The organism is Cohnella massiliensis, assembly GCF_900169535.1.
Classification (GTDB): Bacteria; Bacillota; Bacilli; order Paenibacillales; family Paenibacillaceae; genus Cohnella; species Cohnella algarum.
Window position 1 is genome coordinate 528,276 of record NZ_LT821259.1, and the last position, 26,585, is coordinate 554,860.

21 protein-coding genes are annotated in these 26,585 nt (G+C 61.1%); 16 read left to right on the plus strand and 5 right to left on the minus strand.

The window, feature by feature from the left end:
* The first annotated feature begins 11 nt into the window (after positions 1–11).
* The 9 genes from B7E11_RS16320 (at position 12) to B7E11_RS16360 (ending at position 10,415) form a co-directional block, all read left to right on the plus strand.
* Entirely contained in the window at positions 12–2,237 is a 2,226-nt protein-coding gene (locus tag B7E11_RS16320) for a glycoside hydrolase family 20 zincin-like fold domain-containing protein (protein WP_080836530.1), read from the plus strand.
* Positions 2,234–3,376, plus strand: coding sequence for a M20 family metallopeptidase (locus tag B7E11_RS16325; RefSeq protein ID WP_176220788.1), 1,143 nt, complete (start codon positions 2,234–2,236; stop codon positions 3,374–3,376). Before B7E11_RS16320 ends, B7E11_RS16325 begins: the two co-directional genes overlap by 4 nt.
* 62 nt (positions 3,377–3,438) lie before the next feature.
* Positions 3,439–3,828 (plus strand): RidA family protein, encoded by a 390-nt coding sequence (locus B7E11_RS16330; protein ID WP_080836533.1) that lies wholly within the window; start codon positions 3,439–3,441, stop codon positions 3,826–3,828.
* Between the two features lie 25 nt (positions 3,829–3,853).
* On the plus strand, positions 3,854–4,591 hold the full coding sequence (locus B7E11_RS16335; RefSeq protein ID WP_080836534.1) for an MBL fold metallo-hydrolase: 738 nt from the start codon (positions 3,854–3,856) through the stop codon (positions 4,589–4,591).
* Positions 4,592–4,608: 17 nt separating this feature from the next.
* Positions 4,609–5,730, plus strand: coding sequence for an aminotransferase class V-fold PLP-dependent enzyme (locus B7E11_RS16340; RefSeq protein ID WP_176220789.1), 1,122 nt, complete (start codon positions 4,609–4,611; stop codon positions 5,728–5,730).
* A gap of 21 nt (positions 5,731–5,751) precedes the next feature.
* A complete protein-coding gene (locus tag B7E11_RS16345) occupies positions 5,752–6,780 on the plus strand; it encodes a zinc-dependent alcohol dehydrogenase (protein ID WP_080836538.1) in 1,029 nt (342 codons plus the stop codon).
* A gap of 7 nt (positions 6,781–6,787) precedes the next feature.
* On the plus strand, positions 6,788–7,786 hold the full coding sequence (locus B7E11_RS16350; RefSeq protein ID WP_080836540.1) for a Gfo/Idh/MocA family protein: 999 nt from the start codon (positions 6,788–6,790) through the stop codon (positions 7,784–7,786).
* Between the two features lie 16 nt (positions 7,787–7,802).
* Entirely contained in the window at positions 7,803–8,669 is an 867-nt protein-coding gene (locus B7E11_RS16355; protein ID WP_080836542.1) for a fumarylacetoacetate hydrolase family protein, read from the plus strand.
* Positions 8,670–8,702: 33 nt separating this feature from the next.
* The gene (locus B7E11_RS16360) at positions 8,703–10,415 is read left to right on the plus strand and encodes a methyl-accepting chemotaxis protein (RefSeq protein ID WP_080836545.1); all 1,713 of its coding nucleotides are present in this window, start codon (positions 8,703–8,705) and stop codon (positions 10,413–10,415) included.
* 431 nt (positions 10,416–10,846) lie between these two features.
* On the opposite strand, the gene B7E11_RS16365 is transcribed toward B7E11_RS16360, so the two are convergent.
* The 3 genes from B7E11_RS16365 to B7E11_RS16375 all read right to left on the minus strand — a co-directional run bounded on the left by B7E11_RS16365 (position 10,847) and on the right by B7E11_RS16375 (position 13,720).
* Positions 10,847–12,016, minus strand: a complete 1,170-nt coding sequence (locus B7E11_RS16365; RefSeq protein ID WP_245809745.1) for an AbrB family transcriptional regulator — start codon at positions 12,014–12,016, stop codon at positions 10,847–10,849.
* Positions 12,013–12,705, minus strand: a complete 693-nt coding sequence (locus tag B7E11_RS16370; protein WP_245809746.1) for an MBL fold metallo-hydrolase — start codon at positions 12,703–12,705, stop codon at positions 12,013–12,015. Before B7E11_RS16370 ends, B7E11_RS16365 begins: the two co-directional genes overlap by 4 nt.
* A gap of 280 nt (positions 12,706–12,985) precedes the next feature.
* Positions 12,986–13,720 (minus strand): ThuA domain-containing protein, encoded by a 735-nt coding sequence (locus B7E11_RS16375; protein ID WP_080836548.1) that lies wholly within the window; start codon positions 13,718–13,720, stop codon positions 12,986–12,988.
* A 150-nt stretch (positions 13,721–13,870) separates the two neighbouring features.
* On the opposite strand from B7E11_RS16375, the gene B7E11_RS16380 reads away from it, so the two are divergent.
* From B7E11_RS16380 to nrdF, 4 genes are all read left to right on the plus strand, one after another.
* A complete protein-coding gene (locus B7E11_RS16380) occupies positions 13,871–14,779 on the plus strand; it encodes a helix-turn-helix domain-containing protein (RefSeq protein WP_080836549.1) in 909 nt (302 codons plus the stop codon).
* A gap of 311 nt (positions 14,780–15,090) precedes the next feature.
* The gene (gene nrdI / locus B7E11_RS16385; protein ID WP_080836552.1) at positions 15,091–15,450 is read left to right on the plus strand and encodes a class Ib ribonucleoside-diphosphate reductase assembly flavoprotein NrdI; all 360 of its coding nucleotides are present in this window, start codon (positions 15,091–15,093) and stop codon (positions 15,448–15,450) included.
* Positions 15,437–17,521 (plus strand): class 1b ribonucleoside-diphosphate reductase subunit alpha, encoded by a 2,085-nt coding sequence (nrdE, locus tag B7E11_RS16390; protein ID WP_080836554.1) that lies wholly within the window; start codon positions 15,437–15,439, stop codon positions 17,519–17,521. The genes nrdI and nrdE overlap by 14 nt, the downstream gene beginning before the upstream one ends.
* A 168-nt stretch (positions 17,522–17,689) precedes the next feature.
* The gene (gene nrdF / locus B7E11_RS16395; protein WP_080836556.1) at positions 17,690–18,643 is read left to right on the plus strand and encodes a class 1b ribonucleoside-diphosphate reductase subunit beta; all 954 of its coding nucleotides are present in this window, start codon (positions 17,690–17,692) and stop codon (positions 18,641–18,643) included.
* Between the two features lie 143 nt (positions 18,644–18,786).
* Here the strand turns inward: nrdF and B7E11_RS16400 are convergent, their stop codons facing one another.
* On the minus strand, positions 18,787–19,509 hold the full coding sequence (locus B7E11_RS16400) for a FadR/GntR family transcriptional regulator (RefSeq protein WP_080836558.1): 723 nt from the start codon (positions 19,507–19,509) through the stop codon (positions 18,787–18,789).
* A 202-nt stretch (positions 19,510–19,711) separates the two neighbouring features.
* Here B7E11_RS16400 and B7E11_RS16405 point away from each other — a divergent pair, with 202 nt between their 5' ends.
* A complete protein-coding gene (locus tag B7E11_RS16405; protein ID WP_080836561.1) occupies positions 19,712–21,127 on the plus strand; it encodes an FAD-linked oxidase C-terminal domain-containing protein in 1,416 nt (471 codons plus the stop codon).
* Positions 21,120–22,553 carry a heterodisulfide reductase-related iron-sulfur binding cluster gene (locus B7E11_RS16410; protein ID WP_080836563.1) on the plus strand — a complete coding sequence of 478 codons (1,434 nt, stop codon included), beginning with the start codon at positions 21,120–21,122 and terminating at the stop codon, positions 22,551–22,553. Before B7E11_RS16405 ends, B7E11_RS16410 begins: the two co-directional genes overlap by 8 nt.
* Before the next feature lie 1,149 nt (positions 22,554–23,702).
* Here the strand turns inward: B7E11_RS16410 and B7E11_RS16415 are convergent.
* Positions 23,703–24,839 (minus strand): LacI family DNA-binding transcriptional regulator, encoded by a 1,137-nt coding sequence (locus B7E11_RS16415; RefSeq protein WP_176220790.1) that lies wholly within the window; start codon positions 24,837–24,839, stop codon positions 23,703–23,705.
* Positions 24,840–25,153: 314 nt separating this feature from the next.
* Here B7E11_RS16415 and B7E11_RS16420 point away from each other — a divergent pair, with 314 nt between their 5' ends.
* A complete protein-coding gene (locus tag B7E11_RS16420) occupies positions 25,154–26,584 on the plus strand; it encodes an L-fucose/L-arabinose isomerase family protein (protein ID WP_080836566.1) in 1,431 nt (476 codons plus the stop codon).
* Position 26,585: the final 1 nt, after the last annotated feature.

Genomic DNA, 26,585 nt, shown 5'->3' on the forward strand with positions numbered 1-26,585 from the left:
AGCGGACACGAATGCGGGTTACCTACGAACGGCAGCCGGCCGAGCTGCTGCCAACCCCAAAGCATGCGGTTTTCCGGAACGGGCGCTTTCCGCTCGTTCCCGGGCCGATCGCGCTGCATGCGGACCCTTCCTTGCGGGAAGCCGCCGACGTCGTCCGCTCCGAGCTGGTCAAGCTCGGAGCGGCGCCGGCCGCGGCGGAGGACGCGTCTTCCTCCCGCGCGATCCGATTCAAAGGTCCGGAAACGATGCCTTCGCAGGCGGAAGAAGAGCTGCGGGGGCAGGCTTTCCCCGAACAGTCTTACAAGCTCGAAGTCGACGCGTCCGGCGCGACGGTCTACGCGCTGCACCTCCAAGGGGCGCTGCACGGGGCGGCGACGCTGCTCGAGCTTGCCGAAAGCTCCGGGGACGGCAGCGTTCCGGAGCTTTCCATTGCCGACGGCCCCGATATCGGCCGCCGGATCATCTCGCCGACGCTGACGTGGTACGCGGGATTCGCCCGGGCGGGGTTCGGCACGCAGCTATGGGACGGAGAACGTTGGAAGACGTTCGTCGACTGGTGCTTCCGGCATAAAATCAACGCGCTGAACGTCGTCATGTACGGTTTTTGGCCGTTCGAATTCCCGGCGTATCCGGAGACGGAGCTTCGCGGCTTGCGAATGGAAACGTGGTCCGAGGAGATCGGCGATTGGGTCGAGGTTTCGTTCACCCACCCGAATTTGCGCAAGCCGTTCCTTCAGGAGCTGATCCGGTACGCGAACGACCGGGGCATCGAGATCTATGCGTATATCGGCATGAACTCGTACAGCGGCGGGTACCCCGTCGTTCACCCGGAAAGCCGGAGCGTGCTGTCGCCCGAACTGATCGCCGCGGGGCACGTGAACAATTACGATTCGATGTGCACGTCGCGGGTCGACGTACGCGATTATCTTCTCGCCAGCGTCAAGCGGATCGAGGAGCTCGGGTTTGACGGCCTCGTCTTCGAGGAGAGCGAAGAGGTGCAGTGGTTTTGCCAATGCGCGGAATGCAAACGCAAGTACGGCCATTTGCCGCCGAACGACGCGAAGCATACCGTAACGGCCGAGCTGCTTGCCGAATACCGCAAGGTTCTGAAGCCCGAGACGCTGATCGGCATTCGCTGGCTGCGGGAGCCGCCGATCGTCAAGGACGAAGCGTACCTCGCCGCCTGGCGGGACAAGCTGCCGGAGGACGTGAAGCTGTTTTGGGCGCCGGGACTGGAGGATGACGACCGGGAATTTTTGAAATGGACGCGGGTGTTCGGGCCGGATCGCATCTGGTCGCGCAACTGCGAGGGCAGCGGCTTCGCCGCCAGCCTCGGCCGAATTCCGTACCTGATTCCCGATACGTTCCCGGAATCGCTGCGCAACTATGCGTTCCAGCACTTGTGGAACGACATCGCCCAGTTTCAGGGGGCGGTCAACACAAACTGCTCGGCGATCAACGGCTACGGCTTCGAATGGTACGGGCACGAGCTGTTTTTTATGGCGACGGCCCAGTACGGCTGGGATTGCTGGAGGTTCGACCGCGACGCCTTTTTGGCGTTTGCCTCGCGCCACCTGCACGGCGAGGCGGACGGGGAGCGGTACGAGCGGGTCATTCGGACGCTTCCGTGCATCCACGAGACGCAAATTTGCCCGACGCTGCCGTCGTTTCCGTTCATGCCGAACAAGTACGTCGGCGACGAAGGCGCCGCTTATTTGGCGCAATGCGCGGAGGCGGCCGAACGGGCGATCGAAGAGCTTGCGGCGATCGCCGCGGCGGAGGGCTTGAGCCGGATCCGGCGGGAAAATGCCGAAGCGACGCTCGTGATGGCAAGGCGCATGCGCGAGGTTATCCGGGCCGGGCTGTTCTTTAACCGGTTTCTGGACGAGCGGGATTCGGGACAGGCGGACGCCGGCAGGCTGCGCGAGTACGCGACGCAAGCGCTCCGGCACGCTGAGGAAGATTACCGCCTGATCAAGCTGCACTATTTCGATACGAAGGCGCACGATTGGACGGGCGTGCCGATCGGCGAATATTACGTTCCGATGGTCATTAACGAATACAAAAAGACGTTCCACGCGGCGCTCGGAACCGACGAATTCGCCCCGGACGACGGCGTGCCGTATATGGTCGGCGGAGAAAGCCTGCCGTGGGAATGGCTGCTCGAGTGGGGACCGCGCATCGCCGCCGCAAGGCCTCTTGCGGCCTTGCGCGGGGAGGGCGGAAGCGGACGATGAAGCATCCGGTCATCGATATTTTGGAGGACCTCGTCCGCATTCAGAGCGTCAACCCGCACTACGGGGACGGGGCGAACGGCGAAATGGAGCTTTCCCGTTATATCGAGCGTTTTTTTCGGCGGATCGGCCTGCCGGTGCGAAGGCAGCCGGTCGCCGAAGGAAGGGACAACCTGATCGTCGAGCTGAGGACGGGACACCCCGATTCCGTGCTGTTGTACGAGGCCCATATGGACACCGTTTCGCTCGGCAGCATGGAGCGGCCGCTCGTGCCGGTCATCCGCGACGGGCGGCTGTTCGGCAGGGGAGCCTGCGATACGAAGGGTTCGCTTGCGGCGATGATGTACGCGATGGAGCAGTGCGCGCGCTATCCCGAGCTGCTGAGGTGCGACCTCGTCTTATGCGCGTCCGTCGACGAGGAGCATGCGTTTACCGGACTGCTTAAATTTCTGGAGCTGGACATGCCGATATCGGCCGCGGTCGTCGGCGAGCCGACCGAGCTGAAAATCGTCGCCTCGCACAAGGGCTGCGTTCGTTTCGCCGTGCGGACGTTCGGCAAATCGGCGCACAGCTCCGTTCCTCACGAGGGGGAAAACGCCATCGTGTCGATGGCGAAAATCGTTCAATATTTGCAGGAAAAAATGACGCCGGAGCTCGGGCGCCTCAGCGACGCCCTGTGCGGTCCGGCAACCTTGTCCATCGGGACGATCCGCGGCGGAAAGCAAATCAACATCGTGCCCGAAAGCTGCGTCATCGAGGTGGACCGCCGGATCGTCCCCGGCGAAAATCCGCATCGGGTGCTGGCGGATATCGAGGAGGAGCTGCAAGGATGGTGCGCGGCGCAAGGAATCAAATGCGCGATCGAGCCGCTGCTGCTCGATTGGGCGCTCCATACGCCGCCGGGCAACCCGCTCGTGCGGCGCGCGCGGGACGCGGCTTCGGCGCTCGGCCTGAATAGCGGCGTATTCGGAGAAACGTACGGCAGCAATGCAAGCAAGCTGCAGGGAATCAAAGGCATCCCCAGCATCGTCTACGGACCGGGCTCGATCGCCCAGGCCCACTCCCGCGAGGAATGGGTCGCCGTGTCCGACGTCGAGCGGGCGACCGAGTTTTACATGGAGCTGGCGCGAACGTTCCGCTAAAGCCCAAGAGCGGGAAACGGGAGGCCGTTTCCGAAATTTTTCGATGAAAAAGGAGCTTTTCGATGAACAAGGAAATCATCCGCACCGACAAAGCCCCGCAGCCGGCGGGCAGCTATTCGCAAGCGGTCAAATTCGGCAACACGGTGTACGTAGCGGGAACGTGTCCGTTCGAGCTCGGGTCCAAAACCGTCAAGCACCCCGGCGATATGGCCGCCCAAACGAAACTGGTGCTTGAATATATGGCGGAAATTTTGCGGGAAGCGGGCTCTTCCCTCGATCACGTGCTGAAAGTGACGGCTTTCCTGGACGACTTGGACGCGTTCGCGGAGTACGATCGGGTATACGCAAGCTTTTTCAAGCAGGACCCGCCGGCCCGCAGCACGGTCGAGATCGGCAAGTTTCCGCCCGGCATGCGCGTGGAGATCGAATGCGTAGCCTATATACCGGAATGAACGCGACGGCAAGGGGGGAGCGACGGTGAAAATCGCCGATCGGGTTTATTTGGTCGGGAGCGGAAAGTTCGGCATGGAGCTGAGCGACCCGACCGACTGCAACGTCTATTTGCTGGACGGCGGGGAGCAATGCGCCCTCATCGACGCCGGCGGAGGCGTCGATCCGGAACGGATCGAGGCCAACATCGCCGCCGCCGGCTTCGGCATGGACCGGATTAAAACGCTGATTTTGACCCATGCGCATGCGGACCACGCCGCCGGGGCGGCTTATTTCGAACGGACGTACGGGATGGAGGTCGTTGCCGCCGCGGATGCGGCCGCATGGCTGGAGAGCGGCGACATGGACAAGACGAGCCTCCGGCATGCGCAGCGGGGAGGCGTCTATCCGCCGGATTTTGCCTTTCCCGCTTGCCGGATCTCGCGCAAAGTCCGGGAGGGCGACCTCGTGGCCGTCGGCGATCTTGCGCTTCGCGTCCTCGACAGTCCGGGCCATTCCAGAGGCCACATCTGCCTGCTGTGGGACGAAGGGGAGCGGCGCAGCCTGTTTGCGGGCGACACCGTATTCGCCGGCGGCAAAGTCGTCATTCAGAACGTATGGGATTGCATCATCGACGAATACGCCGCTACGGTGGCGAAGCTTCACGGGCTTCGCGCCGACCGGCTGTTCCCCGGCCACGGGCCGTTTCTGCTCTCCCGGGCGTTTGCGCATATCGAGCGGGCGCACCTGTGCTTCGAGCGGCTGGATGTGCCGCCCAACCTATAACGGAGGGACAAACCCCGATGAAAGCATTGATCGACAAAAACGATTTTATCGGCCTGGAGCGCTGTTCCTGGTTTTACAGCGGAGCGGAAACGCCGACCCACCGCGAAGTGCTCAAGGCGGTGACGGAGTATATGACCGTCCGCAGTCTCGGGCCCGGCGGACGGGACCGCAACGCGGAGACGGAACGGAGCTGCAAGCGGAATCTGGCCGAGCTGCTCGGCAGCCGGCCGGAGCACATTGCGCTCATGTCCAGTTCCTCGGAGGCGATCTCCATGATTTCGCGGGCGCTGGCGCTCGCGCCGGGGGACAATGTCGTGCTTCACGTGCTCGAGTTTCCGTCCGGCGTGCTCCCCTGGCTTGCGCTTAAACGCGACGGCGTGGAGGTCAGAGTCGTGCAGCACCGCGACTGGGAAGTCGACGAGGCCGATATTTTAAGCCGGGTCGACGGCCGCACGAAGCTGGTCATGACGAGCCACGTCAGCTACTTGAACGGCTTTCGGTTCGATTACCGGAAGCTGTACGAGCGCATCGCGAAGACCGATGCCCTGCTGCTGCTCGACGCGACGCAGTCGCTCGGCGTCGTTCCCGTCGACGCGTCGATGGCGGATTTCGTCGTCGCCAGCTCCTACAAATGGCTGCTGTCGGTGCACGGAGGCGGCATTCTGGCCGTCAACCCGAAGCGGACGGCCCATATGATGCCGACCTACGTCGGCTGGCGCAGCGTGGCCGACAATCCGGACGGCTCCGACCGGTTCGAAACGTTCGCCTTCCAGCCGGACGCGCGGCGCTTCGAGCTGGGCTACCCGGCGTATCCGACGGTTTACGCGCTGGAGCGCTCGACCCGGCTGCTTCTCGACGTCGGCATCGGCAACGTCGAGCGGCATGTCGCCGCGCTCGGCGACGTGCTCATTCCGTTTCTCGCTTCGCTCAAGCTGGACGTGACGACGCCGCCGGACGCCGGGCGGCGCGCGGGCAATATCACCTTCCGCCACGACGAGGCCGAAGCGGTCGCCGCCAGGCTCAGGAAGCGGGGCATTTACGTCATGGGCGGAGACGGCAGGGTGCGCATTTCCGTGCACGCCTTCAACGATTCGGCCGACGTGGAAACGCTGATCGGCCAACTTCCGGACTGTCTGTAAAACTAGGAGGAGGCGCACGCGATGAAAGCTTTAGTATGGACCGAACCGGAAAAGATGGAATATGCGGAACTGCCGGAAACGGCGCCCAAGGAAGACGAAGTGCTGATCCAGGTGGAGGCGGTCGGCATCTGCGGCTCCGAGCTGGAAGGCTACCTCGGCCACAACAGCCTGCGCGTGCCCCCGCTCGTCATGGGGCACGAGTTTTGCGGGCGCGTCGTATCGTTCGGCGCCCGGGTGACGGGGCTCGCGGCGGGACAGAAGGTCGTCGTAAACCCGCTCTCCTCGTGCGGCGTCTGCGCGTCCTGCCGCAAAGGGCACACGCAGCTGTGCGCGTCCCGCAGCATCGTCGGCATTCACCGGCCGGGCGCCTTCGGCGAACGGGTCGTGGTGCCCGCTTCGGGCGTCGTGCCCGTGCCGGAGAAGCTTGACGCTTATCGGGCCGCGCTGGCCGAGCCGCTCGCCTGCTCGCTGCGGGCGACCCGCCGCGCCATGCAGCGGCACTTTGCTCCGAACGTGCTCGTCTTCGGCGCGGGCGGCATCGGGCTGCTGTGCGCCAAAGTCGCGAGGCAACTCGGCGCGGATCGCATCATCGTCGCGGACACGCAGGACGAGCGGCTTGCGATCGCGCTTGGCGTCGCGGCGGACGAAGTCGTCAATCCGGCGTCGTCCGACCTGGCCGCATCCGTCGCGAAGCTAGCGGGAGAGAAGGGGATCGACGTCGTCATCGACGCGGCCGGCTTCCAGCCGACGCGGGCGGCGGCGCTCGGCCTGGTCAACCCCGCGGGAACCGTCATGAACATCGGCCTCGGCATCGACGAGACGAATTTGAAAATCAATCATTTGATCCGCAGCGAAATCGAAGTGCTCGGTTCGTTCTGCTACACGGCCCAGGACTTCCGCGACGCGGTCGACCTGCTCGCGCAAGGTCGCGTGACCGAGGAGGGCTGGACCGAGGTGCGTCCTCTTTCGCAAGGGGACGAAGCGTTCCGGGATTTGACGTCCGGCAAAGTCCGAAACGGCAAAATTTTTCTGTCGGTGAACGGGGGCTGAGTCGGACATGGAAAAACTCAAAGTCGGCATCATCGGTTTCGGAGATTGGGGCGCTTGCCATTTGGAGGCTTATCGGGCGCTGCCTTTCGTCGAAGTGGTTGCCGTATGCGACGCCGATCCGCGGCGGCGGCGCGAGGCCGTCGAACGGCACGGCGTCCCGCAGGCGTACGAGCTTCCGGAGGAGCTGCTTCGGCATGAGGAGATCAAGCTCGTCAGCGTCGTCACGTTCGAGCGCAACCATTTGCGGCCGACGCTGCTGGCGCTGGAAGCCGGAAAGCACGTTCTCGTCGAAAAGCCGGTGACGACCGACCCGGACGAGGCGCAAACGATGCTCGAGGCGGCCGCGAAAGCCGGGACGTGGCTTGCGCCCGGCCACCTGCTGCGCTTCGAGCCGAAGTACGCGCAGGTTCGCCATATGATTCGCACGGGAGAATTGGGAGAAGTCGCTTCCTTATATATGAAGCGATCCCGCCGGAGCTCGCTCTTTTCCACCTATAAGCGCACGCACACCGTGTACGAGCTGACGGTGCACGACCTCGACCAGGCGATCTGGTACGCGGACAGCCGGGTCAAGCGGGTATACGCGTCCGGACGTTTTCTGTCCGGGGCGGAGGCGCCCGAGGTGCTGTGGGCGCAGCTGACGTTCGAAAACGGCATCGTGGCCGTGCTGCATAGCAATTGGCTGACGCCCGACGCCGCCGGCGTCCCGATCCACGATTATACCGAAGTGATCGGGGACAAGGGCATCGCCCGCTTCGATACGGATGCGGCGGGCGTTCATCTGCTCGGAGCGGCGGGGAGAACGACGACGGATCTGTCGGTGCATCAAAATCAGGGCGGCCGGGTGTTCGGGGCGCTGAAGGAGCAGCTGGACTACTTGTGCCAATGCGCGCTGCTCGGCCGGACGCCGGACATCGTCTCGTTCGAGGACGCGGCGCACGGCATCGAGGTGGCGAAAGCCATCGTGCGGTCGGCCGCGACCGGCGAACCGGTCGCATGGGGATGAAACGGAGGAAAAACGGATGAAATGGGTGCAATTCGTCAAACGCGGAGACGCGGAAGAGAACGTATGGCTCGGAGCTTTTACCGACGACGGCCGGGTTCGTCCGATCGCGGAAGGTACGAGCATGAAGCATTTGATCGCCCGCTGCGCGGAATCGCCGGATTACGCGCTGCATCTTGAAGCGCTCGCCGAGCGGGAGGAAACGCTGCCGCTTGACGAGGTGAGGCTAAAGGCGCCGCTTCACAATCCCGACAAAATGATTTTCATCGGGCTGAATTACCGCGATCACGCGGCCGAATCGAACATGGCGGTGCCGAAAGTGCCGGTCCTTTTCCCGAAATACGCCAACTCGATCGTCGGGCCGGAGGACGACGTCGTCATTCCCGCCGAAGTGGAGCAGTGCGATTACGAGGTCGAGCTCGCCGTCGTCATCGGACGCACGGCCAAAAACGTTGCCGCGGAGGACGCGATGGACTACGTTTTCGGCTATACCGTCATCAACGACGTCAGCGCCCGCGATCTGCAACTGACCGAAGGCCAATGGACGCGGGGCAAGGCGATCGACACGTTCGCGCCGATGGGGCCCTGCATCGCCACGCGCGACGAAATTCCCGATCCGCACAAGCTGCGGCTGTCGCTTGTGCTCAACGGCAAGACGATGCAGGATTCCGACACCGGTTTTCTGATTTTCGATATTCCGTATCTCGTCTCGTTCCTGTCGCGGACGATTACGCTTTCGCCCGGGGACGTGATCAGCACCGGCACGCCGCCCGGAGTCGGCATGGGGTTCGAGCCGCCCGTCTGGCTGAAGGACGGGGACGTGACCGAAGCGTACGTCGAGCATATCGGCACGCTGCGGAACCGGTACGTGAAGGAAAACCGCTAATCCGGCACCGTGACCGGAAAGGAAGGCAAACGGATGAAAAAATTCCGCTTCAAAATCGGCTACAAAATTACGATCGGTTACCTCGTGCTGCTGGTGTTTATCGCTTCGGCGCTCCTCGTCGTGTCCCGGACGATCGAAAGCCTGCAGATGGAAATCGATACGTTGATCCAACGCGACCTGAAAATCCAGGAGCTGAGCTATCAAATCGACAAAAACGCCTCCGACATGGAAGCGGGCTTGAGCGACTACGCGATCGCGGGCGAGGAGAGCAGCAAGGAGGCGGTCCGGGCCGCGATCGCAAGGTGGGAAGCGAACGGGCAGCAGCTGGCGGGACTGCTCGCGGGCGAAGACGCCCAGCTTAGCCGGATGAACAGCGTGACGGCGTCCATCGAGCAGTGGATCGCGATCGCGGAACGGGAACTGGAGGTGCCGGCGGGCACGCGAAGTCTGGAGGATATCCGGGCGTTCGCCTTGGAGTCGGCCGGACAAAAGCAGATGGACGGCATGCGCGAGCAGTTGTCCCGGCTTCGCCAGGCCGACAAGTACGCGATGGAGCAGCGGGTCGGTTCGCTTCATAAGCAAACGTCCGAGCTGCAAACGCTGCTGTTCGCGTTCGCCGGCGCGCTGACGGTGCTCACGATCGCCTTTTCGTGGATCGTTTCCCGCAGCGTCTCGGTCAACATCCGCCGGGTGACGGCGGCGGTGGCCGACATCGCCCGGTCCGGCGGCGATCTGACGAAGCGGATCCAGGTCCGCGCGACGGACGAGACGATGGAGCTGGGCCGGGAAACGAACGGCTTGCTGGCCTCCCTGCAAACGATGATGCGGGAAATCCGCGAGCAAGCGGGCAAGCTGGCCGACGTTTCGGAGACGATCCGGACGGGAACCGCCGGCGCGCTCGACATCAACGGCCAGGTGAACGAGGCGGTGCGGCGCGTGGCGGAGGGCGCGGAGAGCCAGGTGGCCCGGACGCAGGAAATCTCCGCCATTATGGCGGAGACGATGAAAGGGTTGGAGCAGGTCGCCGCCCGCACGCAGGACGTGTCGGAGCTTGCCCGCGCGACGCGCGAGGACGCCGACAGCGGCAGCGTCAGCCTCGACCGGTCTCAGCAGGAGATCGAGCGGATCGAAACGATTTTCGGCACGATCCAGGGCAGCGTCGGCGATCTGTCCCGGCGGGCCGGCCGGATCCAGGACATCGCGGTCTACATTTCCGAAGTGTCGAAGCAAACGAACCTGCTCGCGCTCAACGCGGCGATCGAGGCGGCGCGAGCGGGAGCGCACGGGCGCGGCTTTACGGTCGTGTCGGCGGAAATTCGCAAGCTATCCGACGAGACGGCGGAATCCGCGCGGCAAATCACCGCGACGCTCGACGAGCTGAACGAGGGCGTGGGGCAAATCGTGGAGTTGATGGCGGGCAGCGCGCAGGCCGTATACAACGGCACGTCGTCGCTCAAGGAAGCGGGCGGCAGCGTCAAATCGGTCGTGGAAAGCGTGGGCTCGCTGGCGGAGCGGGTGATCGAAGCGGCGTCGGCGATCGAGCAAATCGCGGCGGGCAGCCGGCACGTCGTCCGTTCGGCGGAGGAAATCAGCCGGGTGACCGAGGAAACGTCGGCGTTCGCGGAGCAGATGTCGGCGATGGTGGAGGAGCAGAATGCCTCCCTGCGCGAGTTCGCCGCTTCGTCGGACGGACTGAACGGGGTGTCCGGAACGCTTCGGGATATGACCGGGCATTTCAAGGTATAAAAAAAGAAGAAGGCTCGCGCGAGTCCCGAGGGGCTGCGGCTTGCGGGCCTTCTTTGCTTTGCTTTGCGCGCAGCGCTTTCCTGGAAAGATGCGCCGCAGGTTGGCAGCCGCTTCCGGCGCTCCCCGAGCTTCGCTCTATGCCCCCCGGACACCGGTTTCCACGCAATAACGGCGCGAGGAGGCCGTTAAATCGGTGGCGTGCCCACATTTTGCGAAATAACGGCCGGTGCGAGCCGTTATTCGCTCTTCCCGCCCCCGATTCCGGGCTTCGCACCCGAATAACGGCGCGAGGAGTCAGCCTCGACCCTGCGGGTTCGACGAAGCTTACTTCTCAACGCGCCCCTTGCAGGGCCGCCATGCTGCCTCTCGGCCCACGCGGCAAGGCCGGCGCGCCTTGCTTGCCCGGTCACGCCTTCGCCGGCCCGGCCCGATCACGCCTTCGCCGGCCCGGCCCGGTCCGACCTCAAGCGCTCCTTGCGCTGCAGCCGGCGCAAGTACCACCCGAGCAGCGGAGCAACGGCGAAAAAGATAAACAGCACGCGGAACAGCTGGTAACCGGCCACGATCGTCATGTCCGCCCCGATCTCGTGCGCGATCAGGCTCATTTGATCGAGTCCGCCGGGCACGAGGCTCAGGAAGCTCGTTTGCGGGCTGAGCGGATGGAGCTTGGCGAGCAGCCAGGCCAAACCTCCGGCTATGGCGATCAGCATGGCGCCGGTCGTGACGGCGAGGGCGAGCGTCCGCAGCGATTTGCGGGACAGGCTGTCCGGCCTCAGAAGCAAGCCCACGTAGCCCCCGATCATGAACTGGGCGGCGTTCAGCAAGACAGACGGCAAAGCCGGAGCTTCGAAGCCGGAAAGATGCAGGGCCGCCACGCCGATGACGGGACCGAGCATCATGGCGGTGGGCAGCTTGATTTTCTGCCCGCCCCAGGCGGAAATGACCGCTACGACGGCGAAAACGAAGATGTTCGGAAACATTCCGCTCCAGCTCGCGACGTCGGCTGCGGCCTCTTCAAGCGCGCCCGGGCCCGCGCTGCCCGCGCCGAAATGAAACAGCGGACTGAACGCCAGCAGGGGCACGCAAATGACGATCATCATGAGCCGGGTGACCTGCAGCAGCGACACGGCGGTCAAGTCCGCGTTGTCCATTTCCTCCGCGAGCACGATCATTTGCGACAGGCCCCCGGGGATGCATCCGGTCAGCGCGGTCGGAAACGTAAGCCCGCCCATGCGGGACAGAACGACGGCAAAAAGAACGGACACAAGCAGGGTCAGCACGGTCATGAGCAGCATGGCCGGCAGTTGGCGCGCCATTTCGGCGAGCAGCGGATACGTAAACGACATGCCGATCGAATAGCCGACGATGATCATGCCCGCGTTTCGCAGCGAGCCGGACCAGCGAAGCGGGATTCGTATGAACTTGGAGGCCGCAAGCAGCGCGAGCATTGGCCCGAGCAGCCACGGAACCGGCAGGCGGACCAGCGAGCAGATCAGCCCTCCGGCGAAGGCGACGAGGAGGGCGATGCCGAGCCGGAGGGCGGGCCCGGGACCCACGGCGGCAGAAGCGGACGGCGACGGCCTGGATCCGGGACGCCTCACGATCCGGAAGCAAGCTCCGCGATCCGGTCGTTCGCGTTGCCTTCGAACCAACCGCCGTGATAGCACAGGACGCGCTCGATGTCGAACGCCGCAAGCTTGCCCAGCGACCGGAGCGCCGAGTCCATGTCCGGCGTCATCGCCGGGACCGGTCCCATCAGCCGCCCTTCGCTCACGACCATCGCATCCCCGGCGATCAGCGTCTTCGTGCGGCGATGATACAGGGAAACATGCCCCGGCGTATGGCCGGGCGTATGAATGACGACAACGCCTCCGTCCACGTCCAGGGTGTCTCCGTCCGCCAGCGTCCGATTGACGTTGGGGGCGGTCGCCGGGGAAAACATTCGCTCGAACCTGGCGAGCTCCCCGTCCGTCAGCCCTTGCGTCAGGGCGGCGAGACGCTGGGCGTTCAGCTTGATCAGCGGCTTCGTCCCGTCGATATAAGGTTTATCCGCCGCGTGCGCCCTTACTTCGAGGGGCTTTTCCCGCCCGTGCGCAAGCTCGGGCAAACCGCCGATATGATCGATATCCTGATGCGTCAAAATAACTTGGCTCAAGCGGTCCAGCGGCACGCCGGCGAGCTCGACTTGCTCCCGCAGCTGGCCGAAGGTGCCCGGCAGGCCCGTATCCGCCAGAGCCGCCGCATTGTCGTCATAAATAAGCGCGGGGTGGAAGGTCGACGTAGTCCCCATAACGCTTTTCGTTAGTTCCAGTTTCCGGAGGGGCATAGCAACCACCCTTTCCTGCGATTTGTTTAGTGCTAAGATAATTATAGTCCAAACGGTCCGGCGTTTGAAGCCTCGCGGTCGAATCGCCGCCGGCGACGTCGGCGGAATCGGGCGAACGCGGGAAGAAGGAGCCGGACGAGAAACGGATGCAGCGAGGCCGAACGCCGCAGCGGCAATCGCAAAAAAAGAGAGCAAGCCCGCAAAGCCGCGCTTTCGCGGCCTTGCGGGCTTGCCTTTTGCGGCGTTACGCCTTGTTCCCGATCGCTTCGAGCGGCTTGTGGTTGCCGTACGTCGGATAGTCCCTTCCCGTCGGAGCGGCCCACTTGACGGCGTTGCGGATGACCGTCCGAACCTGCTCGTTGTAGTAGGTCGGGTACGTTTCGTGACCGGGGCGGAAGTAGAAAATTTTTCCCTGGCCGCGATGGAACGTGCACCCGCTGCGGAACACTTCGCCGCCCTCGAACCAGCTGACGAATACAAGCTCGTCCGGCTGCGGAATGTCGAAATGCTCGCCGTACATTTCCTCCTGCGGCAGCTCGATGTATTCGCCGATTCCTTCCGCGATCGGATGGCCCGGCGATACGACCCACAACCGCTCCTTCTCGTCCGCTTCGCGCCATTTCAAATCGCACGACGTTCCCATGAGCGTCTTGAAAATTTTCGAAAAATGCCCGGAGTGAAGCACGATCAGACCCATTCCCTGCAGGACGCGGCGCTTGACGCGCTCCACGATTTCGTCCTTGACGTCGCCGTGGGCCATATGGCCCCACCAGATCAGAACGTCGGTTTCGGCCAGACGGCTTTCCGACAAGCCGTGCTCCTCGTCCTGGTCCAGCGTGGCGTAGGCGACGTCGGCCGTCCCGGCGAGGCCTTCGCCGATCGCGGCGTGAATGCCGCCGGGGTAAACGCTCCGCACCTTTTCGTTGTGCTGCTCGTGTCTGAATTCGTTCCAGACGGTTACTTTAAGCTTGGCGGTCATATCGCTTCTCTCCTCGTCGGTTGTTCGTGTAAACGCTTATTTCCCAGTATAGGCAACCGGCCGCTTTTTCGATATGCCGAATTTCAACGCTTTTTTATTCAAAAGTGGTATACTTGCAAATGTACTTTTCAGCCGAAAGGTAGGGTCCGCATGTCGAACCGCCAGCCTTGGCCCGATACGGACGTACAGGCCGTCAACGAAAAAGTGGTCTATCAAAATCCGCTGCTGTTTTTAAAAGTATGGGAAATTCGCGACGCCGACGGAATTCGCCCGGTCCCGGAGACGTGGCCCTGGCATTACCACAAGGAAGTCGAGTTTTTGGCCATCTCGGAAGGCAGCCTGCGCGTGCAGACGCCCGCCGCCTCGCGTACGCTGGAGGCGGGCGATATGATGGTGATCGGCTCTTACGGGCTTCACCGCACCTGCAACGGGTCGGACGCTCCGCTGCGCTATACGGTGCTGCAGGTAGAGCTGGAACGCCATTTCGATCCGAGCATGCTTCCTTACTTGAACGGGTTCTCCGAGCGGTTCGCCGCCCTGGAAAAGATGAATTATATTTTCGACGAGCAGCCGGAGGCGAAGGAAGAAGCGTTCAAGCTTGTCTCGGATATTTTTTCGGAAACGGCGCGCAAGGAAATCGGCTACGAGCTCGCGATCGGATCGTCGCTGAAACGGCTGCTGCTCCTGCTGCTCCGCCGCGACAGCCGCGGGCTGCTTCAGCGCGCCAACGATCTGGAGCTCGAGCGCTTTCGTCCCGTTCTCGACTACGTGGACGGCCACCTCGGGGAAAAAATAACGGTGGACGACGTCCGCGCCCTGATGGGCATGAGCTACCACCATTTTATCAAATCGTTCAAAAAGGCCGTGGGCGTTCCGTTCGTCGATTACGTCAATTACAACCGGATCAAAAAAGCGGAAAGGCTGCTGGCGACGAGCGACCTCAGCATTTTGGAGATCGGTTTTGAGGTCGGAATCTGGAACATGGCCCAATTTTATAAATTGTTCCGCCGCTATAACTCTCATTCGCCGAAAGAGTTTCGCCGGCGCATGCGCGGCTAAGCCGCGCCGCGCCTTGGAAAAGCGTCCAAAGTACCGTTTTTGATGAAGGACGACATGACTATTTTCGGGACGGATTATTGACAAACACAATATATTGATTTAAATTTGATTAAGCGATCTAGATATGGGTTAAATGAAATACATAGTCTCTCATCGGCATTGCAGGAATAGGAACGCGGAAATAGAGTCTTGGTCCCGCGGCGCAGCGGGAAACGGGGGGTTCGCGCCCCGCAATATGTTGAGCGGCGTGTCCGGCAAGGAACAACCGGATGCGCCGTTCATTTTCGGAAAATGAAAGGAGCTCGAACTAGATGTTGATTGCCTACGATTCCAAGACGGGGAACGTCCGCCGGTTTATCGCCAAGCTCAATATGCCTTCCGTCCAGATCGACGAGAACATGAGCGTGGAAGAACCGTTTGTGCTCGTGACCTATACGACGGGATTCGGACAAGCTCCCGAGCGGGTCATGAAGTTTCTGAATCGCAACCATCGTCAGCTCAAAGGCGTTTCCGCCAGCGGCAACCGCAATTGGGGCGACGGATTTGCGAAGAGCGCGGATACGATTTCGTCGCTGTACGGAGTTCCGGTCATCACCAAGTTCGAGCTTTCGGGCACGACGCGAGACGTCGAGCATTTTGTGCGGGGAGTGAATGATATTGAAGCATATTGAGCTGAACAACCTATTGATGCAACGAGGCGCCGACGGATTTTTCCAACTGGACAAGGACCAGGAGGCTATCAAGGCGTTCATGGCCGAAGTCGAAACGAAATCCCTTCGCTTTGACGGCCATTTGGCCAAAGTAAGCTACATGATCGAGAACGACTACTACGAAGACGTTTTTCAACACTACTCCGAAAACGACGTCCTGCAAGTATACGAACTGACGCACAGCTATCATTTTCAATTTCCTTCATATATGGCCGCCTCCAAGTTTTATTCCGACTACGCGGTAAGAAGCAACGACAAGAAGACGTACCTGGAGCATTACCCGGATCGCGTCGCCATCGTGGCGCTTCACCTCGGCAGAGGCGATTTCGCGACCGCCCGCACGCTGGCCGCTTCGATGATGGAGCAGCGGCTGCAGCCGGCAACCCCGACGTTCCTGAACGCGGGCAAGAGCCGCCGCGGCGAAATGGTGTCCTGCTTCCTGCTGGAAATGGACGATGCGCTCAATTCGATCAATTACGTGCTGGCTACCTGCATGCAGCTGTCGAAGATCGGCGGCGGCGTTGCGGTCAACCTGTCGAAGCTGCGCGGCCGCGGCGAAGCGATCAAGGGCGTGGAAGGCGCCGCCAAAGGGATCATGCCCGTGCTGAAGCTGATGGAGGACGCCTTCTCCTACGCCGACCAGATGGGACAGCGCAAAGGCTCCGGCGCCGCGTACTATAACATTTTCGGCTGGGACGTCATGGAATTCCTCGATTCCAAAAAAATCAACGCCGACGAGAAAACGCGCCTGCAGACGCTGTCGATCGGCCTGATCGTGCCGAACAAGCTGTATGAGCTGGCGGAGCAAAACAAGCCGCTGCACGTGTTCGCTCCGTATTCGGTGTATCGCGCATACGGCCAGCATCTGGACGACATGGACCTCGACGAGATGTACGACAAGCTGCTGGCGGACGACCGCGTCATCAAAAAATCGCCGCTCAGCGCCCGCGACATGCTGACGAAGATCGCGTCCATTCAGCTCGAATCGGGCTACCCGTACATCATGAACAAGACGAACGCCAACAAAGCGCATGCGCTTAAAGATATCGGCTCGATCAAAATGTCCAACCTGTGCACGGAAATTTTCCAACTGCAGGAGACGTCGGAAATTACCGATTACGGCGAAGAGGACATTATCCGCCGGGACATCAGTTGCAACCTCGCTTCGCTCAATATCGTGAACGTGATGGAAAGCGGCAAAATCAAGGAATCGGTGCACGAAGGGATCGCGGGGCTTACGGCCGTCAGCGACATGACGACGGTCATGAACGCGCCGGGCGTGGCGAAAGCGAACGCCGAGCTTCACTCGGTCGGACTCGGCGCCATGAACCTGCACGGCTACCTGGCGAAAAACCTGATCGCCTACGAAAGCGAGGAAGCGAGGGATTTCGCCCGTACGTTCTTCATGATGATGAACTTCCATTCGATCGAGAAGAGCTGCGAAATCGCCGAAAAGACCGGCATCACGTTCGCCGGCTTCGAGAAGTCCGAATATGCGAAAGGCACCTACTTCGACAAGTATCTGGAAACGGACTACCGCCCGCGCACGGAAAGGGTGCGGCAGCTGTTCGCCGGCATCGACATTCCCGCGCCGGCCGACTGGGCCGTTTTGAAGGGGAACGTCATGAAGCACGGCCTGTATCACGCGTATCGCCTGGCGATCGCGCCGACGCAAAGCATTTCGTACATTCAGAACGCGACGTCGAGCGTCATGCCGATCGTCGAGCCGATCGAAACGCGCACGTACGCCAACTCGACGACGTATTATCCGATGCCTTACATGAACGCGTCGAATTTCTTCTATTATAAATCGGCCTATCAGATGAACCAGTTCAAAATCATCGACCTGATCGCGGAAATCGCCGAGCATGTCGACCAAGGCATCTCGACCGTGCTCCACGTCAACAGCGACGTGACGACGCGGCAGCTGGCCCGCTACTACATTTACGCCGCGCGCAAAGGGCTGAAGTCGCTCTACTATACGCGGACGAACCGTCTGAGCGTCGAAGAGTGCGTCAGCTGCGCCGTGTAAAATCCGCGCGATTCCGATTCATATCTGCGCCGCCGCCGGCCGGGGCTTCCCTTCCTCTTCAGCAGGGAGGGACAAGCTTCTGAACATGCGTCCCGGCGGCGTCAGAACCGTTAAGCCCGCGAAGCGGGCTTTTCTATCCCCGAAGGGGGCAGCGAGAGGAGAGTTTTCATGAAAGCCGTTAACTGGAATCGTCCCGACGACGATTATACGATTACGTTCTGGAAACAAAACATCATGCAATTTTGGACGGACGACGAAATTCCGCTGTCCGACGACAAGATGACGTGGATCAAGCTGAGCGAGGCGGAACAGGATACATACATCAAAGTGTTGGGCGGTTTGACGCTGCTCGACACGCTGCAAGGCGGCGTCGGCATGCCGGGCATCAACGACCACGTCGAAGGGCTTCAGCGCAAGGCGGTCCTGTCGTTCATGGGGATGATGGAGCAAATCCACGCCAAGTCGTACAGCAGCATTTTTACGACGCTTGCGACGAACGAAGAGATCGACGAAGTGTTCCGCTGGGTCGAGAACAACAAGCATTTGCAAACGAAGGCGGAAACGATCGCCCAGTACTATCAGAACATCCATACGCAGAAGGACTTGTTCCTGGCGATGGGCGCGTCGGTGCTGCTCGAAAGCTACCTGTTCTACAGCGGCTTTTTCTATCCGCTTTATTTGGCGGGCCAGGGTCAAATGACGAGCTGCGGCGAAATCATCGACCTGATTCTTCGCGACGAGAGCATTCACGGCCTGTACGTCGGCGTGCTCGCGCAAGAGGTGTACGCGAAGCTGGACGAGGACGAGCAGCAGGCGGCTTACGAGACGCTGATCGGCTTGTTCAAGTTCCTCCACCAGAACGAAGAGGCGTACACGGACGAGCTGTACGCGCAAATCGGGCTGCAGGAGGAAGTGAAGGCGTTCCTGCGGTACAACGCGAACAAGGCGTTCATGAACCTCGGCTTCGAGCCGCCGTTTCCGGAAGAGGACATCAACCCGATCGTCCAGAACGGCCTCAGCACGAAGACGAAGCAGCACGACTTTTTCTCCAAAAAAGGCAATGGCTATGTCCGCGCTACGAACGTCGAGCCGCTTTCGGACGAGGACTTTATTTTCGATTAAGACGGCAGGAGCGCTGCATCAACCTAAAACCTTCAGGCGAAAGGTTAAGGCCGCGCTTGCTTGATTCGGATTGTTGGCAAAGCCCCGTTTTTCGGGGCTTTTTTCTTTTTGCTTTTCGATTTTCAACAGGCCATAACCCGCCTTTAAGCGCCCGCGCCCTTCTCCCCCAGCACCTGCTCGACTTTGGCGATGTGCAGTTGCATGCGCAGCGTCGCCGCGCCCGCATCGCCTTCCGCGATCGCCTCATAAATCGCGCGGTGCTCCTCCAGCAGCCGCTCGGCGGTCGAACGCTCGGCGTAAAACCACAACGCCCGCGTATCCCGCATGCTGTCGTGAAGACGTGCCGCCATCGTCTCCATCAGCTGCATCAGCAGCGGATTATGGGTGGCGGCGGCGATCTGCTCGTGGAACCGAACGTCCGCTTGCTCGTTGAACGCTTCGTCGTCCATGTGCGCTTCCATTTCCGCCAGCGTCCCCGCCAGCCTGGCCAAATCGTCCGCCGACCGGCTCGCGGCGGCAAGCGCGGCGCAGCCGGTTTCCAGCACGCGCCGCACTTCGAGAATATGCCGCAGAGTGAGGGCCCGGTCGGCCCAGGCTTCGGGCTGCAGCATGCCGGGGTGCGGCGGCGCGGCGGCCGGCAACGTCGCTTTCACGAACGTGCCGCCGCCTTGCCGGATATCGAGCATCCCCATCGCCTTCAGGGCGCTCAGCGCTTCGCGGACGGTCGACCGGCCGACCCCGTATCGCTCCGCAAGCTCGACGACCGACGCGAGCCGGTCGCCGGGGGAGAGCGCTCCTTCCTCAAGCTGTTTTCGCAAATCGTTCATGACCCACTCGTGGCTTTTTAACGGTCGGTTTTCGTTCATGACGGCTCCTTTGCCCGGCAGTCGCGCGACCGGCAGGAAGCCGGTTCGCCGCAGGCCGAATTTCGCGCTTAAACGCTTTCCAATTCTTCTATTTTAGTGTATACTACAATCCGACAAAAGTCATCAGATGACCTGATCACCTGTCTGATTAGGGTCTAAGCTATGCATCGCCATTTTCATCCATCGAGAGGAAGTGTCCGGTTTGCTGCCCGAACAAGCGAGACGCGAATTAATCGCCGTTTTAGGCGCCGAGGATTTTAGAGACGACATGCAGACGCTCGTCACCCATTCGTATGACGGTACCCCGATGCAGCAGGCGCTGCCGGACGCGGTCGTGTATCCGCGCGACACCCGGCAGGTGTCAGAAACGATGAAGGTGCTGCACAGGCACCGCATTCCGGTCGTCAGCCGCGGGTCGGGCACGAATTTGTGCGGCGGCACCGTTCCGGTTCAGGGGGGCGTCGTCATGGTCATGCACCGGATGAACCGGATTTTGGAGGTCGATCTGGAAAATTTGGTTGCCGTCGTTCAGCCGGGATTGAATACGAAGCTGTTCAGCGCGCATGTCGAAAGCCTCGGCTTGTTTTACCCGCCGGATCCCAGCAGCATGGCGATTTCGACGATCGGCGGCAATATCGCGGAAAATTCGGGCGGCTTGCGCGGCCTCAAATACGGAACGACGAAGGATTACGTAATCGGACTCGAAGCGGTGCTGGCGAACGGGGACATCATCCGCACGGGCGGCAAGCTGATGAAGGACGTCGCCGGGTACGATTTGACGAAGCTGCTTGTCGGTTCGGAAGGGACGCTCGCGATCGTTACCGAAGCGACGCTGAAGCTGATTCCCCCGCCTAAAGCGAAAAAAACGATGCTGGCGATGTACAACGATCTGTACGACGCGGCCCGCACCGTATCCAAAATTATCGAAAGCCGCATCATCCCCGCGACGCTCGAATTTCTCGACAACCCGACGATTCGGGTCGTGGACGATTTCGCGGGGCTCGGCCTTCCGCTCGACATGGCGGCGATTTTGCTGATCGAGCAGGACGGCGAGCCGGAGCTGGTCGAACGGGATATCGCGACGATCGAAGCCATCTGCATCGGGGAAAAAGCGGCGAGAGTCAGCGTGGCCTCGTCGCCGGAGGAGGCGCTCAAGCTGCTGACCGCGCGGCGCAGCGCGTTTACGGCGCTTGCCCGCCTGCGGCCGACGACGATTCTCGAAGACGCCACCGTGCCGCGCTCCAAAATCGCCGACATGGTGCTTGAAATCAACCGCATCGCCCGCAAGTACGACGTCAACATCTGCACGTTCGGCCATGCCGGCGACGGCAATTTGCATCCGACGGCGACGACCGACGCCCGCGATCGCGACGAGGTTCACCGGGTCGAGGAGGCGTTCGCGGAAATTTTCGAAGCGGCGATCGCGCTGGGAGGCACGATTACCGGCGAGCACGGCGTCGGCATGGTCAAGGCGCCGTTTCTCGAATGGAAGGTAGGCGCTCCGGGGATCGAAGTGCTGAAGGGCATCAAGGCGGCTTTCGACCCTCTGGGCCTGCTCAATCCCGGCAAAATGTTCGCCAAGCCATCGCGGAAAAGGGTGGTGATCCAGCATGGCTGAGACCCGGACGGCGGTCAATCGCCCGGAAGCCAAGCCTCCGGCGAGTCCGCTCGCCGCCAAATTGAAAATCAGGCTGGACGAGGACCAATTGACCAATTGCATGAGATGCGGATTTTGTCTGCCGGCTTGCCCGACCTTCCGCGAAACGGGCATCGAAGCCGAGTCTCCTCGCGGCCGGATCGCGTTGATGAAGGCGGTCGCCGACGGCCTCATGGACCCGGACGAAGCGTTCGAGGAGCAAATGAACCATTGCCTTGGCTGCCGCGCCTGCGAACCGGCGTGTCCGGCCGACGTGAAGTACGGGCAGCTGATCGAGCAGGCGCGCGACGCGATCGAGGACCACACGAAAAGCCATCGCGTTTGGGTCAAAGGCGTACGGCGCCTCGTGTTCAAGGAGCTGTTTCCGAAGCAGGGCCGCATGAAGCTGCTCGGCGGCGCGCTGAAAGCCTATCAGAAGTCCGGGCTGCAGAAGCTTGCGCGCGGTACCGGGGCGTTGAAGCTGCTGCCGAAGCAGCTGTCCGATATGGAAAAAATATTGCCGAGCGCGTCCGGCCGCGGCGTCGTCGAGCTCATTGGGGATTTTCATCCGGCGAAGGGGACGAAAATCGCCACCGTCGGCATGTTCCGCGGCTGCCTGATGGATACGCTGTTCACGGAAACGAACGTGCATACGGTGGAGCTGCTGACGGAAGCGGGCTTCGAGGTCGTCATTCCGAAAACGCAAAACTGCTGCGGCGCCCTCCACGCCCACAGCGGCGAGGCGGAGGACGCGCGCGAGCTGGCCCGCCGCAACATCCGGGCGTTCAAGGAGGCGAACGTCGATTACATCGTGTCCAACGCGGGCGGGTGCGGCGCGATTTTGGTCGAATACGATCATCTGCTGCACGACGATCCCGCGTATCGCGAAGACGCGGAATGGTTTGCGAAACGGGTGAAGGACATCAGCGACATGCTCGTTTCGCACGGCCGGATTCCCGCGTTTGCGCAAGCGGAGGAACATGCGCGTTCGAACGCGCGGGCAGACGCGCAAACGTCCGTGGCCGGATCGCCTGCCAACGAACCAGAAGCTTGCTCGGTGCGCATTACGTACCAGGACTCGTGCCATTTGCGCAACGTCATGCGCTCGTCGGACGCGCCCCGGAAGCTGATGCGGCAGGTGCCGGGCGCGGAGTTCGTGGAAATGTTCGAATCGGACCGGTGCTGCGGCTCGGCCGGCATTTACAACTTGACGCAGCCGGAGATGGCCAATCGAATTTTGGAGCACAAAATGGAGCATGCCAACGCGACGCAAGCTCATTATTTGCTGACGAGCAACCCCGGGTGTCTGCTGCAAATGAAGCTCGGGGTGCAGCGGCACGGCGCCGGAACGGATATGAAGGTCGCGCACGTGGTCGACTTTTTGCATGAGCGGATGGCGAAGGATTGACCCGGGAAGACGTCACGGACGGAACAGACAACGCATACGGACTCGCGAAAAAAGGTTTTGCAGCGGGAGACCGTCGCTGCCGCCGGGCAGCGAGTGACCATCGCCGCCGCTTGGAGAGCGGGAGACCGTCGCTGCCGCTCGTGCAGCGGGAGACCGTCGCTGCCGCTCGTGCAGCGGGAAACCGTCGCTGCCGCTCGGCAGCGGATGAGCGGGCGGCGCCACCGCTGGGCAGCGCCACCGCTGGGCAGCGCCACCGCTGGGCAGCGGGAAAAACCGCGCGGAATTGTCCAAACCGGCCTCGCCCGATGGGACAAAAATTCCAACAGAGCGGGCGGATGCCGCTAAAAAGCCGTTTTTGAATGGATGGAATCCAACGAAGCTTCGCAACAGGCGCGCAAATCAAAAACCGTCAGGGCACTTGTCCCTGACGGTACGTTTTTCTGACCCTATTTCTCTCATCCACTCCGAAAGCCGGCTCGGCACGCATGCTGCGCCTCCGCACGTCAACTAACGATTCGGTTGAGTCGTGGCGACTCATTTTAACCTGCCAAACGGATACGGCCGCACGCAGTTGAGTCAAAATGACCCATTTCGCCGCCTCCGGCCGCCCGCTAACGATCCGGTTGAGTCGTGGCGACTCATTTTAACCCGCCAAACGGATACGGCCGCACGCAGTTGAGTCAAAATGACTCATCTCGCCGCCTCCGGCCGCCCGCTAACGATCCGGTTGAGTCGTGGCGACTCATTTTAACCCGCCAAACGGATACGGCCGCACGCAGTTGAGTAAAAATGACTCATCTCGCCGCCTCCGGACGCCAACTAACGAACCGGTTGAGTCGTGGCGACTCATTTTAACCCGCCAAACGGATAAGGCCGCACGCAGTTGAGTAAAAATGACTCATCTCGCCGCCTCCGGCCGCCCGCTAACGTACCTCTCAGCCTCCGCACGCCCGCTAACGAACCGTTTTCTTACTGCCCGGAGGCGGAAAAACCGGTTCAGCTCCGTTTCACCCCCATAGCTCCCGTCACTCCTGTTGCCCCCGCCCCCGTAGCCCCTGTAGCCCTGTCTCTTATACCTATCTCCGAGCCCCCGAGACAGGCCGCAACCTCGTATGCCGTCTTCTGCTTCCAAAAGTAGAATTGGACCTTTCAGATACCATAAATCTGTATATCGTCGGCAGAGTCATATGTGTATAGGTGACCTCCTGTAGCTCCCGTCGTTCCCGTAGCTCCCGTCCCTGTGGCCGCGACGGCCGGCGCGCTGGTGGAAAGCCGTTCGACGAACCGGGTGTCGACGCGGGTTTTAATCCGGGCATCGGAGCTCCACTCCGCCGAATCGGTCAGCAGATCGACGGCCAGCTGGGCCATTTTCTCCTTTTCGACGTGGATCGTCGTCAGCTCGGGCGTGACGATGACGGATTCGCTGATGTTGTCGAAGCCGATGACGGAAATATCCTCCGGAACGCGATAGCCGAGCTCGGCGAGAGTCTTCATCGCGCTGATCGCGATGTAATCGCACTCGCAAAACAAGGCCGTCGGCAGCTTGCCTTCCGAATGAAGGCAGGCCTCGAGCTGCTGGCGCATCGATTCCTGGGACGAGAGGATGGTTGGGGCCACCGAAAACATTCGGCCCGGCGCAATCTCGACGCCGCGTTCCCGCAAGGCGCCCATAAAGCCCGCTTTGCGCTCCTCGAAGTTGTGAATTCGCACGTTGGAGGCGACATAGCCGATATCCAGATGGCCGATGTCGCACAGGTGCGAGCCGGCTTGATAAGCGCCCATCGCATTGTTGATTTCGATAAAATGAACGGGCAGCGTGTCGAAGCAAGTGTCCAGTACGACGAGCTGCGGCAGCTTGGCGGAAATGACGGCGATCTGCTCGCGGCTTAAATTGGTGCCCAGCAAAATAACGGGACTGTGGCGGTAATCCTCGGCCGCGGCCCGAACGTCCCGCTCGAAATGCTCCATGTCCACGGAAGAGAAGATGACGGAGTAGCCTTTCGTACGACAGCGGTCTTCGACAAAATGGATCAATTCCCGGAAAAACGGCTGTTGGTAATACTCCTCGAGCACGATCCCCAAATTGGTGATCACCAGAAATACGAGCGTTTTCGACGTTTTGTCCGGCGCGGCCGTGCTGCGGGGCTTGGCGCTGTAGCCCATTTCCCGGGCAATACGCAAAATGCGTTCCCGCGTTTCGCTGCCGATGCCGGGCTTTCCGCTAAGCGCCAGCGAAACGGCGGACTTCGACACCTGCGCAATCTTGGCGATGTCTTCCATTTTCATTCTAATTTCTCCGATCTATGAGCTAAATGTTTGGATAGCTGGAATAAGTTTAGTTTACTATTAATCTTTCCGTTTGCGCAATCCAATAAACTAAATTGATTAAAATAAAACGCTTAAATTTACTAAACTAAACTAAATAATGATTGACGGAGCGGTTTTACGGTGTTAGGATGAGGGTGAAGCCGCCATTATTCAACTAAGTTTGGGCTGGTTTAGTTGTTTTGTTTAGGGATTTGGTTGAAAAGTGTGGTTTGTTTAGTTAATTTGTTTAGTTGAGCGAGACTTGAAAGCCGATACCAGGGGGGGACCGGGACATGAAAAAGCTGAAATTGGGTTACGCGCCGACGCGCCGGTTTACGTTCAGCGCGGAAGACGCCTTCAGGTACAAGGTGCAAATCCGCCAGAAGCTGGACTCATTCGGCATGGATATCGATATCGTCGACTTGGAGGGCTTGAATCCCGAAGGGCTGCTGTACGACGACCGGATCGGCGCGGAGCAAATCGCCGAGCACCTGCTTAAGGAAAAGGTCGACGCGGTGTTTTTCCCGCACTGCAACTTCGGCACCGAGGATACGGTGGCGCGGGTCGCCAAAACGCTCGGCAAGCCGGTGCTGCTGTGGGGGCCTCGCGACGAGGCGCCGCTCGAGGACGGCATGCGGCTGCGGGACACGCAATGCGGCCTGTTCGCGACGGGCAAGGTGCTGCGCCGCTTTCAGGTTCCGTTTACGTACGTCACCAATAGCCGGGTCGACGATCCGGTGTTCGAGCGCGGCTTCAAAAACTTCGTGGCGGCCGCCAACGTCGTCCGTCAATTCCGCAGCCTGCGGATTTTGCAAATCGGGCCGCGCCCGACGTCGTTCTGGACGATGATCTGCAACGAAGGCGAGCTGCTGGAGCGGTTCGGCATCGAACTGCATCCGATTACGCTGGTCGATATAACGAACGCGGCGAAAAAGATCGAGAAGTCCGGCGGCGCCGAACTTGCGGAAGCGATCCAATACATTCGCGACAAGCTGGACATTTCCGAGGTGACCGAAGACGACGTCAAGCGGGTGGCCGCGCTCAAAGTCGCGATGAAGAAGCTGGCGGTCGATTCCGGCAGCACCGCGATCGCCATCCAGTGCTGGTCCGCGCTGCAGGACGCGATCGGCATCATGCCGTGCCTCGCCAACGCGATTTTGACCGACGAGCAAATTCCGGTCACGTGCGAAACCGACATTCACGGGGCGATCACGTCCGTCATGGTGCAGGCGGCGGCGATGAACGAAGCGCCGACCTTTTTTGCCGACATTACGATTCGCCATCCGGAAAACGAAAACGGCGAGCTGCTGTTCCACTGCGGCAACTTCCCGGTTTCGCTCAGCGTCGAAAACAAGCCGAAAATGCGCCGGCACTTTCTGTTCGACGACCACGCTCCGGGCACGCACGAAGGCGAAATCCGCGGCGGCAGCATGACGATCGCCCGGTTCGACGGCGACAACGGCGAGTACCAGCTTTTCCTCGGCAAGGCGAAAGGCATTCAAGGTCCCTACACCCGCGGCTCTTACGTATGGGTCGAAGTGAACGATTGGCCGCTGTGGGAAGAAAAACTCGTCAAAGGCCCGTACGTCCACCACTCGGTCGGCATTCATGCCAACGTCATTCCGGCGCTTTACGAAGCTTGCCAATACATTCCGGGCCTCACGCCCGATCCGGTCGATCCGACGGAAGATCAAATCCGCGCTTGGCTGAGAGGAAGTGTGTAAG